At 67.2% G+C, this 12,882-nt stretch carries 8 protein-coding genes; 3 read left to right on the forward strand and 5 right to left on the reverse strand.

Annotated elements, in window-relative coordinates; all coding sequences use genetic code 11:
• On the forward strand, nt 1-1,152 hold a 1,152-nt coding region (locus ACIQ6O_RS06320; RefSeq protein ID WP_396206933.1), incomplete at its 5' end, for an APC family permease.
• Nucleotides 1,153-1,283: 131 nt separating this feature from the next.
• Here the strand turns inward: ACIQ6O_RS06320 and ACIQ6O_RS06325 are convergent.
• Nucleotides 1,284-1,748 (reverse strand): hypothetical protein, encoded by a 465-nt coding sequence (locus ACIQ6O_RS06325; protein ID WP_396206934.1) that lies wholly within the window; start codon nt 1,746-1,748, stop codon nt 1,284-1,286.
• A 112-nt stretch (nt 1,749-1,860) separates the two neighbouring features.
• Here ACIQ6O_RS06325 and ACIQ6O_RS06330 point away from each other — a divergent pair, with 112 nt between their 5' ends.
• Nucleotides 1,861-3,060: an amidase gene (locus ACIQ6O_RS06330; protein WP_396206935.1), complete on the forward strand. Its 1,200-nt coding sequence runs from the start codon at nt 1,861-1,863 to the stop codon at nt 3,058-3,060.
• Nucleotides 3,061-3,075: 15 nt separating this feature from the next.
• Here the strand turns inward: ACIQ6O_RS06330 and ACIQ6O_RS06335 are convergent, their stop codons facing one another.
• The 4 genes from ACIQ6O_RS06335 to ACIQ6O_RS06350 all read right to left on the reverse strand — a co-directional run bounded on the left by ACIQ6O_RS06335 (nt 3,076) and on the right by ACIQ6O_RS06350 (nt 11,417).
• Nucleotides 3,076-4,380 (reverse strand): APC family permease, encoded by a 1,305-nt coding sequence (locus tag ACIQ6O_RS06335; protein WP_396206936.1) that lies wholly within the window; start codon nt 4,378-4,380, stop codon nt 3,076-3,078.
• A 10-nt stretch (nt 4,381-4,390) separates the two neighbouring features.
• Nucleotides 4,391-5,398: a proline iminopeptidase-family hydrolase gene (locus tag ACIQ6O_RS06340; RefSeq protein ID WP_396206937.1), complete on the reverse strand. Its 1,008-nt coding sequence runs from the start codon at nt 5,396-5,398 to the stop codon at nt 4,391-4,393.
• 48 nt (nt 5,399-5,446) lie between these two features.
• Nucleotides 5,447-7,804 (reverse strand): hypothetical protein, encoded by a 2,358-nt coding sequence (locus tag ACIQ6O_RS06345; RefSeq protein WP_396206938.1) that lies wholly within the window; start codon nt 7,802-7,804, stop codon nt 5,447-5,449.
• A gap of 172 nt (nt 7,805-7,976) precedes the next feature.
• Nucleotides 7,977-11,417 carry an amidohydrolase family protein gene (locus ACIQ6O_RS06350; RefSeq protein WP_396206939.1) on the reverse strand — a complete coding sequence of 1,147 codons (3,441 nt, stop codon included), beginning with the start codon at nt 11,415-11,417 and terminating at the stop codon, nt 7,977-7,979.
• Nucleotides 11,418-11,792: 375 nt separating this feature from the next.
• Here ACIQ6O_RS06350 and ACIQ6O_RS06355 point away from each other — a divergent pair.
• On the forward strand, nt 11,793-12,882 hold a 1,090-nt coding region (locus ACIQ6O_RS06355; RefSeq protein WP_396206940.1), incomplete at its 3' end, for a carboxypeptidase-like regulatory domain-containing protein.

A 12,882-nucleotide genomic window follows, 5' to 3' on the forward strand; every position in this document is an offset into this window, starting at 1 on the left:
TATCTCATCTGCGCAGCCGTGATGGGCTTCGTGGTGCTCTGCTTCGCGGAAGCCGGCAGTCGCATCACGCTCACCGGTGGCCCCTACGCATACGTGGAGGCGGTGTTCGGCCGCTACGTGGGCTTTCTCGCCGGCGTGCTGCTGTGGATGCTCGGCACCACGGCGGTAGCGGGTGTGTCGAGTGCGTTCGCCGAGGGGTTGGGCGCGCTCTTCGGCATGCCGTCCATCCGCGTGCCGGTGATCGTGGCGATGTTCGTGCTGCTCGCCTGGATCAACATCCGGGGCGTCGAGCAGGGCACGAAGCTGATCGTCGTGGCGAGTGTGGCGAAGCTGCTGCCGCTCATCGCGTTCGTGGCGATCGGCGTGTTCTACATCCAGCCAGACAACCTCGCGATTCGGGAGATGCCGTCGCCGTCGAGCCTCGCGCGCGCGGCGATCGTGCTGGTGTTCGCGTTCAGCGGCGTGGAGACGGCGCTCGTCCCCAGCGGCGAGATCCGTGATCCCGCGCGCACGGTGCCGAAGGCGCTGGCCATCGCGATGATCGGCGTGACGCTGCTGTATCTCGCGGTGCATCTCGTGGCCGCGGGCTTGCTGGGCGAGTCGCTCGCGACACGCACGACCGCGCCGCTGGCGTTCGCAGCGGAGAGCTTCCTTGGCACGCCAGGCCGCCTGCTGCTGCTGGTGGGGGCGAGCATCAGCATGTTCGGTTACGTGAGCGGCATGACGCTCGCCGTACCGCGCGCGCTGTTCCGCTTTGCCGAAGACGGGCTGCTCCCGAAAGTGGTGGGCTCGGTGCATCCGACGTTTCGCACGCCGCACATCGCCATCGTCATTCAGACCACGCTGGTGGGCGGGCTGGCGGTGTTCAACTCGTTCGAGCAGCTGGCGGTGATTTCGAATCTCGCTGCGCTGCTGCTGTACGCCGGCTGTGCGGCGGCCACGTTCATGCTGCGCAAGCGTGGCATTCGCCAGGAGGGCGCAGTGCCCTTCTCGGTGCCGGGTGGCCCGGCGGTGCCGTTCATCACGATCGCGCTCATCGCGTGGCTGCTCACGAGCATCACGCAGGCCGAGTGGACGGTGCTGCTGGCGACGCTGGGGGTGGCGACGGGGTTCTATCTCGTGGCGGCGCGGGCGGGGAAAGCGCCGGCGTAACGGCGGCGGTGACTGCGGCGTACCTGCAGACGGCAGACGGCAGGAACAACAGCACGCAGACGGGAGAAATTTGGAAGAACAATTCGGGCGCGGCCGCTTTGCGGCGCGCCCGATTGCCTTTTCCCCTTGCTTCAGCGATCAACGACTCTGACCCCTTGATCCTGTGATCCGGCCACGACCGACAGCGCCACGTGCGCAGTCGGCCCAAGCAACGTGCGGAGTCCTTCGCGATCGACGTGCGTGACGGACGCGGGGGCTGTGGGCGCGGCGAATTCGAGCGACTGCCACGCGCCGGCGTGCGTTCTGTGCACGCGCAGCTGCATCCCCGGAATCTGCAGCGTGACCAGGCGCGTGAGGTGTGCATGCCACGCGGGCAGGTCATAGGCGACCGGGAGCGGCAGCGCACTCCGCAGGTGACCGCGCAACGGGCGGACTTCGTGTGGCAGTTCGAGGTGCCACGTGCCGGGTACCGTGAGTGTTCCGTTGTCACCGGTGACTCGAACACAGCCCGCCCACGCACGCGTCGGCGCGGTTGCGAGCTGGCGCTCGATGAGATGCGATTCCGGTGTGGACTTCTTGCGTGCGTGCTCGGCCATCGGGGCAAGATAATGCGCGTGGCCAGTGGCCCCTCTTCCCTCCCCTGCGTTCGTCCTGCAACGTCCAGCCACTCGTGTTCTGCGCCCCGCCTGCGGCCTCTTCCCCGTGCCCGTGTCCATCCTCGATCGCGATCCGTACCACGCCTTCTGCCGCCATACGCACGTCGAACTGTCACCGACCGCGGCGGGGCCGCTCGACGGGCTCACCTTCGGGCTCAAGGACATCTTCGATGTGGCCGGGCATCGTACGGGGTTCGGCAGTCCCGACTGGCTGCGCACGCACCCGCCAGCGCCAACGCATGCCTCGGTGCTCACGCGCCTTCTGGCCGCCGGCGCCCGCATGGTGGGCAAGACGCATACGGAGGAGATGGCGTTCAGCCTCACGGGCGAGAACGCGCACTACGGCACGCCGGTGAACCCCGCCGCTCCCGATCGCGTGCCCGGCGGCTCGTCGAGTGGGTCCGCATCAGCGGTGGCGGGTGGGCTAGTAGACTTCGCCATTGGCAGCGACACGGGCGGATCGGTGCGCGCTCCGGCCAGCTTCTGCGGCGTTTATGGCCTGCGCCCCACGCACGGGCGCATTGCCCTCGACGGCGTGTGTCCGCTGGCCCCGATCTTCGACACGTGCGGGTGGTTCGCGCGCGACGCGCAGATGCTGGCCCGTGTCGGCAGCGTCTTGTTCGATACGCCGATTCCCACCGAGCTCCCACGCGTACGTGTGCTGCTTGCCAGTGATGCGTGGGCCCTGTCCACCGCCGAGACCACGGCGGCCCTTGCGCCCGCCGTGCAACACATCGAAAACCAACTGGGCCGCGCGACCCCTGTGACGATTGCCCCCGAGGGACTGTCGTCGTGGTTCGATGTGTTCCGCGTGCTGCAGTACGACGATATCTGGCGTACGCATGGTGAATGGGTGCGTTCGTGCACACCGACCTTCGGCCCGCAAGTTGCCGCGCGCTTCGACGCGGTGTCGCGGGTAGCGCCCGACGAAGTACGCACCATGACCGTGCGACGCGCGGAGATCGTCGCACGACTCGATGCGCTGCTCGACGGCGACACGGTGCTACTCATGCCCACGGTGCCAGACGTGGCGCCGAAGCTCGCGCTGCCGCCGCAGGAGACCGTGGCCGTTCGCGAGCGCATGCTCGCGCTGCTCTGCGTGGCCGGGCTGGGTGGCCTGCCGCAGCTGTCGATGCCCATGGGCATCGTGCACGGCGCTCCAGTGGGCTTGTCGTTGATTGCGGGGCGCGGGCGCGATGCACTGCTGTTGGCCCTCGCGCAGACACTCACACCAGCTCAGCCCGCGGGGTGACTGCCCCGCGTCTGCCTAGTTCGCCTGTGAGGCCGCGCGCCGGTTGCCGAGCAGCCACACGCCGTAGCCCACCACCACCGTGGCCAATCCCGCCAACGAGGCGCCCGGCCGCTGCATCAGCAGCGTGCCCAGCGTCCACACACTCAGCGCCACGTACACCAGCGGCGTGATCGGATAGCCCCACGCATGGTACGGCCGCGGCATCACGGCCGCCGTGCGGCGCAATCGCATCATGCCGAGCACGGTGAGGAGTGACATGAGGTTGAGGGTGAAGCCCGCGTACAGCATGACGGCTTCGAAGGAGTTAGTGAGCAGCAGCACCAGGATGAGCAGCCCCTGCGCGATGATCGCGTTGCGCGGCACGCCGTCGGCGCCGCGCGTGCCGAGGATGCGCCACTGCGGCAGCGATTCCGCCACCGCCTGCGTGACGCGCGAGCTGCCGATGACCATCGAACTGATGGAGGCCAGCAGCACCGCCGCAATGATGCCGCTCATCGCCTGTCCTCCCCATTCGCCGAACATGGCCCGCGCCGACAACGCGCCCACTTCCACCTTGCCGGCTAGCTCAGCCAAGGGCACGGTGCGCAGGAACGCGAAGTTGAGCAGCAGGTAGAGCACGGTCACCACCAGCGTACTGGCCACCACGGCCCGCGGAATGGTGCGCTCGGGGTTCACGATCTCGCCGGCGATGTACCCGGCGGCGTTCCAGCCGGTGAACGCGAACGACACGTACACCAGCGACACGGCATACGGCGCCGAAAACACTTCGCTGAGCGCCTGCCCGTTGCCGAAGCCGCTGTCGAGCGGTACCGGGCGCCCATACATCAGCCCAGCCACCACGAAGGCGGCCACGAGGCAGAGTTGCGTGGCGGTGATGGCCACCTGGAATCGCTTCGCCACGTGCAGCCCGGCGAGATGCACCGCCACCACGACGCCGAGCATCGCGAGTGACGCCAGACGGGCGTCCACGGGAACGATGGCCGACAGGTAGCGACCGAACGCCATGCTCGAGAGCGCGATGGGGGCGGCGAAGCCCACGGTCATGCTCACCCAGCCGCCGAGAAAGCCGGCGACGGGATGCCACGCCTGTCCGAGGTACACATACTCACCGCCGGAGCGCGGCAGCAGGGCCCCGAGTTCCGCGTAGGCGATGGCGCCGCACAACGCCACCACACCACCCACGATCCAGAGACTCAGCAGCGCGCCGCCCGTGTGCAGGTCGAGCGCCTGAAAGCCCAGCGACGTGAACACCCCGGTGCCCACCATGTTGGCGATGAGCACCGAGGTGGCACCGGGGAAACCGAAGTGCCGCTGCGTCACGCGTGACGACTCACTTCTTTGCGTCGACGGCGCGGAAGAACTCGCGGGCATCCTTCACGCTCTGCTCCGCGGCATCCCACTGCGTCACGTGCGCCGCGTCCTTGTACACGATGAACTTCGCCCCGGGGATGAGCTTAGTGTGCTGCTCGATGAGCTTGGGGCCGAGTTCGTCGAATTCTCCGGTGGTCATGAGCACCGGCACCTTGATCTTGGGCAGGTCCGGCACCGCGTTGTAGCCGCGCAGGGCGCCCACGATCATCGTCTCGTTCTCGCCCTGGAAGTAGCGATACTGCTCGACGCCAAGGAGACTCATGGTGGAGTCCACATCGGCCGCCACGGGATGGCGCCACACGTTCTTCGCGTAGAACTCGTCCACCGCCTTCTTGTACGCCGGTGCTTCGAGATTCTTGTCCACGTTGTACTGCGCGAAGGCCTTCTGCGCCTCGGGCGACAGCTGCGCCACCGCCTTGTTGATTTCCTTTTCCGCAGCGGCGATATCGAACGCTTCGCCACTGAAGAGGATACCGGCCACGTGGTCGGGGTGCGCCTTGTAGTACTCGATGGCGACGATCGTGCCCCACGAATTGCCGTTGAGGAAAACCTTGTCGTACTTGAGCGTGCGCCGGAGCGAGTCGAGCTCCTCGACGTAGCGCGGGATCTTCATGAGCGCCGTGTCGGTCATGCGATCCGACTTGCCGGTACCCAGCTGGTCGTAGCGCACAACCGGGCGATCGTCGGCGAGCGCTTCCATGGACTTCATGTAGAAGCTGCCCATGCCGGGACCGCCGTGGATGAGGACCATGGGCGTACCCGTGCCCGTGCCACTCACCTTGTACCAGATGCGTCCGCCGGGGATGGCGAGCATCGCCTCACCGGGGCCGAGCGCGGGAGTCGCGGCGGCGGAATCGGCCGTGGCGGTTGCGGTGGCCGCAACCGAGTCGGCCGACGGTGCCTTGTCGCCGCCGCACGCCGCGAGGGCGAACAGGGACGACGCGAGGAGGATGGAAGACGTTCTCATGACTTGATCGTAGTTCCGGCGTGAACGCAGAGCGACCGCTTCAAGCGGTCAGGTGGTTACGGTGACCTTTCGACGGGACATGGCGAGACCCGCACCGATCATCGCAAAGGCAAGGAGCAGCGACACGAGGCTCACCATCTTGCCCGTCGCATATTCGGGCGACGAGAAGGTGAGCGTGACCGACTTGGCGCCGGGGGGCAGGTCAACAGTGAGCAGCGAGAGATCACCGCGCCGCACCACGCCCGGCTTCCCGTCCACCTGCGCGCTCCAGTCCTTGTACCAGTTTTCGCTCACCACGAGATGCGAGGGCGCGCGCTCCGCGCCGTTCACCGCAATCTCCATGGCACCAGGCTGCCACTTGGTCACCGTGGCCGTGGCGGTGGCCGCTGGGAAAGGCGGTGCGGCCGCCGGCGAGTTCACTGTAGCCGTGTCGTCGAAGATGGCGACCCGCGCGACCGGGAAGCGCTGGTCGGCGATGGTGGCCGCGGCCTCTGCCGGCTGGAGCTTGGCCGAGGCCGGCAGCACGCGCGCGTATGTCGGCAACGAATCGCGCTCGTACAGAACGGCCGGTGTCCCGAACGTGGTGGTGATCTTGGGCACCACCTGATGGAAACCGGGCACCGCCTGCGTGTCGGGGAGCACCAGATAGCGGATGGCCATGAGGTCGAGCAGGTTGGGCGAGAAGAGGTTCTGCCACCCACCGTCCTTGCCGCCCAACTCACGATAGCGCTGCAGTTCGAAGCCGTGATAGCCGAGCGCCGACGGCACCTTGTACGCCATGAGCAACGACCAGCCGTACGCATTGGCCGCATCGAGCACACGGTACGGCGGCTTTACTTCTTTCAGCTTGGTGGTGATGGCATCGTCGGCGAACAACTCCGACGCGCGCGGCGAGAAGGTATAGAACTCCTTGTTCACGCTCCACAGGTCGAGCGCGACCACGGCAGCGAGCAAACCGGTGGCAAGCGGCCGCGCCAGCTTGCCGCTCACCGTGAGTGCCAACACCGCCAGCCCCGCCACCGCGAACAGCAGCAGACGCACGGCGCCACTCTGCAGGTACGGCGCATTGCTCACGACGGCCTCGTACCGCTCGTTGATGGCGAGCGACTCGGCCAGCCCCTGCAAACCACCCACCGCGCCGAGCAGCGCGAAAAGCACCACAACCCCGCCCACACCCAGCACGGTCTTCATGCTCACCGTGCGCGCAAACACCCGCTCGGCACCGATACCCGCGAGGATGCACACGAAGAACGCCGGCAAGTAGAACACCATGCCCATGGCGCGGATCTTCTTGAGCAGCGGCATGAACTCGTAGAACGGCCGGTAGAACGGCGTATGACCGGCGAACGAGAGGAGCAGGAAGAAGAGCGCGAAGCCGGCGAGCGTGAACGCCATCGTGCGGCGCGTCTTGTCACCAAAGGCGAAGGCCGCGAGCACCAGCGGCAGCGCGCCCATGTACTCCGTGTGGAACTTGATGGGGTTGCTGCCCCAGTAATGATCGAGCACGCCGTTGAACTGCGGCAGCAGCAGCGTGAACACTTCGCTGGGCGGCAACGCGTAGCTGGTGGCGAACTCCCAGCCGAGATCCGTCGCGCCATCAGCACGCGGCGAGAACGGGATGTAGGCGAAGAACGGCATGACCTGCAGCGCCGTGATGCCCAACCCCACGGCCACCGCGCCGGCGGCGAGCGCGAGCGTGGGCACCGGCTTCACATCGGCGGGACGCTGCGGGTCCCAGAACACGAGGTAGAGCGCCCAGAGTCCCAGCGCGAGCAACAGGAAATAGGCCATGTGGTAATGGCCCAGAATGATGAGCGCGACCGTGATCGCAAAGGCACCGAACGCCCACGTTTTCTGATGACGGATGGCGTTGAGCAGCACCCAGAACCCGAGCGGCGTGAGCGCCGACACGAACAGCTTGCCGTCGTGTCCGGGGCTCATCTGCGACGCCACGATGCCAGTGAGTTCGTACGCCACACCGGCCACGATCGCCGCGCCCCATCCGAGGCCGAGCGAGCGGGCGAGGCGGTACATGAACCAGCCGGCGAGCACGAAGTGCAGCGCCATGGCGTACGTAATGGCGAGATCGGTGGGCATGAGCCAGCGCAGCCATGCCGACGGATAGAAGATGTCGCCGTGCATGGCGCCGATGTACGGCAGCCCGCCGAACAGGTACGGGTTCCACTGGGGAATACTGCCCGTCTCCTTGAACCACTCGGCGCCGAAGAGGCGGAACGAGTAGCCGGCGATGAACATGTCGGAGCGACCGCCGCCGAACATGATCTGTCCGGTGAGGAGGGGCCACAGCAGCAGCAGCGCGGCGGCGGTGCACACCGCCAGGGCGCCGAGGTGGGCGGTGGTGGCAGAGCCCGCGGAGGACGGAGTCGTCGTCTGGTCTTGGTGCATCCGGCAAATCTACCCGCCGGAGCGCATGGGAGGGGATGGCGGCCGGGGCCCGGGTGCAGGGGCTTTATTGAGAATCTGAGAAACGGCGGAACTGAAATTGGGAGAAAAGGAGGGTGGGAGAAAATGAGGAAGCTTCCCCCTTTCTCCCTTTCCCCCGTCGGCTAACCGTGCCTCAGTGCCCCGTCCCCGCCTTCGTATTCGGCGCAATCGGGCGGTTAGGCACCACCGGCCCCGCCTTCTTCGTGGGATACGTCTCGGCGAGCGTGTTGCCATCGTACAAGCGGCCGTTCTTCATCACGTAGCGCACCGTGTTGGTGTTGCGCAGATCGGCCAGCGGATCTTTGTCGAGGATCACCAGGTCGGCCAGCTTGCCCACCTCGATGGAGCCGAGGTCGTTGGCGAGGCCGATGTCGCTCGCCCCCACGATCGTGGCCACCTTGAGCGCCTCGTGGTTGGTCATGCCGCCACTCGCCATGGCCCACAGCTCCCAGTGGTAGCCGAGCCCCTGCAGTTGGCCGTGGCTCCCCACACCGAGACGGCCGCCCGCGCGCAGGATCTTCGTGGCATCCGCGGCGAGCTGCGGGAACACGTACTCCTCGTCGCGGAACCACCCGCCGGCGGTGCCGCCGTTCGGCATGCTCGCCATGCGACGCCGCGTCTTGAGCGCGAGCTCTTCGTACGCGGTGAAGCGCTGCAGCTTGGGATCGCCGTACGGATTCTCACGTGAGTAGAACCAATTCTCCGCCCACGGGCCTCCGTAGTTCACAAGCAGCGTGGGCGTGTACGCCCGCTTGGTGAAGGCCATGAAACTCGTGACATCGCTGCCGATGGGCGTGATCCCCATGCTGTGCTCGAGCCCCGGATACCCATCGAGCGTTTCCGACAGGTTGAGCTTCACATCGAGCGACCCTTCCGTCGTGGGCATGAGCTGCTGCTCGCGCGCGGCCGTGATGATCCACTGCCGCACCTGCCGCACACCGGCGACGTACATCTTGATCGTCTTCGTGTCGTAGTACTGGCTGTAGCGCTTGAGCATGCTGCGGGCATGCTCCTGATCGCGGATGTTGTCGGTGTTGAAGATGCCGGGGCCGGTGCTGTAGATGCGCGGGCCAATGATCTGCCCGGCTTCCACCATGTCCTGATACGTGAGGACGTCGGTGGTGGCCGTCTGCGGATCACGCGTGGTGGTCACGCCATACGCGAGATTCGCGAGATAGGCCCACGGCTGCGTCTCGTGAATGGTGCCACGCTCGGCGCGCAGGTGCGCGTGTGTATCGACCAAGCCGGGGATCACGGTTGCCCCCGCGAGATCCATCTCCGTCGCCCCCGCCGGCGCCGTCACGGTGCCCGCCGCGCCCACCGCGGCGATGCGGTTGTTGCGGATCACCACATCACCGCGCGCGATGATCTCGTCGCCCTTCATCGTGACGAGCTTCGCGTTGCGCAGCACCACCGCCCCACTCGGCAGATCACGCGTGGCGCTCACGCGCACCCGCGTCTCGGTCGGCATGTACGGCGTGGGGCGAGCACTCTCGGCGATCGTCGTATCGCGACGCGCGGCGGCGATGGCAGCCTCGCGCGCGACGGCGGCATCGAGATCGTACACCACGTGCGCGTTGCCGATGCTCCAGTGCACGCGCTTGCCGTCGGCCGACCATGTGGGGAACTGGCCGCCGATATCGGTGAGCTTGCGCACGGGGAAGGTCGCACCGGCCGGCTCGGCTACATTCACGGTGGCCTGCGTACCGCGCGGCGGGATGACCACGGTATAGAAGTCCCCGCCGATCTGCGCCAGCGCGACATCACCCGCGGGCGAGGCGATCACCAACTGCGCCGGCGGGCCCTGCAGCCCGGGCTCCTCGCTGTTGATCTTCAGCGCTTCCATATCGGACAGCGTCAGCTCGGTGTGGCCATGATCGTCGTCGTTCGCACCGCCGGCCCCCGCCCCCACCACACGCAGATGGCGCTGTTCGTCGGTGCCGTCCCAGCGAATGGACACGAGCCCGTTGCTCGACGTCAGATAGATGCGCGTGCTGTCGGCGGTGAAGTGCGGCTTGGTACGCCCTGCCGCGCGCGCGATCACCGTCGGTGCGGCGCCATCTGCGCCCACGGGCGACGCGTTGTACCACACCAGCTCCGTGGTGCCCGTCACACCGGTTTGGTCACGACGCCCCTGGGCCGGCGTGCGCATGGCCACGATGCGCGACCCGTTGGCCGAGAAGACCGGCATGCGCACCGTGGCCCCGCCGGCGCTGATGGGCACGATGCGCGTCGGACGACCGGGCGTGAGGGTGGCCTTGTACAGGCGTCCCCCCTGCTCCGTCCACGTCACGAACGCGAGCGACTTGCCATCGGGCGCCCATGCGGGCTCCGCCTCGATGGCGTCGAGCGTGCTCACGCGGCGCGGCGTGCCACTCGGCCAGTCCATCACGTAGAGCTTGTCCATCGCGACGAACGCCAGTTGCTTGCCGTCGGGGCTGGGCACGCCGTCGCGAATTTGACGCGCCGTGAACGTGGCGCTGTCGGTGATCGGATAGTTGAAGGCGAGTTCGGGGCCCACTTCGATCTGCGCCTGCACGCGGAAGGGAATTTCCTTCTGCCCGCTGCCGTCCACCGCCACGCGCCAGAGCTTGTTGCCATAGCTGGCCACGAGGTCCTTCGAGTCGGGGGTGAAACTCATCCCCGGCAGCGCGTCCATGGGCGCGCGCGACTCCATTTCGTCGCGCTGGGTGGGATACGCGAGCCACCGCTCGTCGCCGGTGGCGAGATCGCGGATGCGCAGCCCCGTCTTGTTCTCGTAGCGCGAGCCATACACCAGCCACTTGCCGTCGGGGCTCAGTGTGGGGCGCACCGCCGAGCCGTAGCGCGACGACATGGGTTCGCGATCGCCGGTCTCCCGGTCGTACGACCAGATCTGGTACTGCGGGAACTGCGCATTGTAGTTCCAGGCGCCCGTGCGCTGCGTGTAGTACAGATGGCGCCCATTGGCCGTGAACGCGGCCCCTGCCTGCTGCACGGCGGTTCCGGGCGCGGCGTTCGCCGGCGCGGTATACAGCGGTACCCCGGCGCCGCCCTGCACGTGGTACATCCACAGGGTGGGGAGTCCGCCCCGGAAGCCGCCCTTGCTCGCCACGATGTACTTGCCGTCGGGCGAGTATTCCGGGGAGAGGTACACGTTGGCGCGGCCGCGGGTGACTTCCTTCACCTCACGCGTCGCGAGATCCAGCACGTGCACGTTGTCGGCGCCCTGCCGGTCGGAGATGAACACCACCGATTTACCATCGGGGCTGAAGCGCGGCTGCGCGTCGTAGGGGAGGCCGGTGGTGAGCCGCACGGCGTCCCCGCCGGCGATGGGGAGCAGGTAAAGGTCGCCGAGCATGTCGAAAACCAGCTGCTGGCCATCGGGACTCACGTCGATGGAGAGCCAGGTGCCGTCGCGCGTGTCGAGCGGAAAGCGCCGAGTGGCTTCGAGCGGCAGCGGACGGGCGGCGGCGCCACGGCCGGTGGGCGACGGTGCGGGCGGCTGGGCGGGCGCTTGCGCGCCGAGGGATAGTGCCCCGAGGGGGAGTGCCGCGAGGAGGGCAGCACAGAGCGGAAGGGGACGCAGGCGCACGGAGTGCTCCGGACTGGAAACGGGACGGTCGCGATCGGAAAGCGGTCACGGCGGACGGGAGAAGGTGGACCGTGGCGACAGTCCCAGCAAGGCGGACATCCGGTCTTACCAGATGGCGGCAAATGCTTGCCGATCCGCCCCTTGGGGTGCACTATCGTGGCGTCGTCCCGCTCAATTTCGTGCTGTCCCCTCATTAAGCCCATCCGGGCACCCATCCCAGGGACAGGCAGTACCCCCCACGCAGGGCGGTGCGCCGCGGCGCGCCGAATCGTGGTCCCCCGTGTTCCCCCCCGTCCGGTCCGGACGGGTCCGTGCAGCAGTACGCAGACTTCAGGAGAGGTGCGGATGCTCTGTTCACGTACGTGGAGTCGGGCAATGTCGGCATGTGCCGTCGTTGCCGGCCTGCTCGTTTCTCCCTTCGGGCCAACTGGCCCGGCCCACGCACAAGGCGCCACCGGTACGGTACGCGGTAAGGTGACCAACACCGCCGGTAACGCCGTCCCCAACGCGCAGGTCTTCATCTCCGGTACGCAGAACGGCGGGCAAACCGGCGCCGATGGTTCGTACACCATCACCCGCGTTAACGCCGGCTCAGCCACGGTGCGGGTGCGCATGATCGGCTACGAGCCAATCGAAAAGGTCGTGACGGTGGCTTCTGGCCAGACCGCGACCGCCGATTTCGTGCTCAAGACATCCCCCATCTCGCTCGATCAGGTCGTCGTGACGGGTACCGCCGGCTCGGCGCGTAAGCGCGAAGTCGGTAACTCCATCGGTCAGGTGTCCACGAAGGACCTGCCGGAAGTGCCCACGAACGTGTCCAACCTGCTCGCCGGTCGCGTGGCCGGTGTGCAGATCTCGGGCGGCACGGGCAACGCGGGCAGCGGCAGCGCCATCCGTCTCCGTGGCGCCACCTCGCTGGCGCTCAGCAACCAGCCGCTCATCTACGTGGACGGGGTGCGTACGCGATCGGACGAATACCCGCGCAACGGCATCTTCCAGGGCGCCACACAGCGCGGCGCGAACTCGTACGGCAGCCCGCTCAATGACATCAACCCCGACGACATCGAGCGCATCGAAGTCGTGAAGGGTGCCGCCGCCACCACGCTCTTCGGCACGGACGCCGCGGCCGGCGTGATTCAGATCTTCACGAAGCGCGGCTCGCAGGGTGCGGCCAAGTGGACGACCCAGATCAACTCGGGCTTCCAGCGGCTCCAGAAGTTCGGCACCGACTCCGTGCCGCTCCTGAACATGGATCCGTTCGTGCGCGACGGCGGTCGCCTCGGCATGCAGGCGCAGGTGGCCGGTGGCACGCAGAACAATGTGAAGTACCTCTTCTCTTTCGGCGCCGACAACAGCGACGGCGTGCTGCAGCTCGACAACGAGCGCAAGTACCAGGTGCGCGCGAACGTCGATTTCAGCCCGATGAAGAACATGCAGTTCAGCTGGAACACGGCGTACAACAACT

Source organism: Gemmatimonas sp. (genome assembly GCF_044345575.1).
Taxonomy (GTDB): Bacteria; Gemmatimonadota; Gemmatimonadetes; order Gemmatimonadales; family Gemmatimonadaceae; genus Gemmatimonas.

What these genes read in the sequence shown, in the direction of transcription:
- ACIQ6O_RS06325 (WP_396206934.1), bottom strand. Translation starts at nt 1,748, where the DNA reads ATGGCCGAGCACGCACGCAAGAAGTCCACACCGGAATCGCATCTCATC.
- ACIQ6O_RS06345 (WP_396206938.1), bottom strand. Translation starts at nt 7,804, where the DNA reads ATGCACCAAGACCAGACGACGACTCCGTCCTCCGCGGGCTCTGCCACC.
- ACIQ6O_RS06340 (WP_396206937.1), bottom strand. Translation starts at nt 5,398, where the DNA reads ATGAGAACGTCTTCCATCCTCCTCGCGTCGTCCCTGTTCGCCCTCGCG.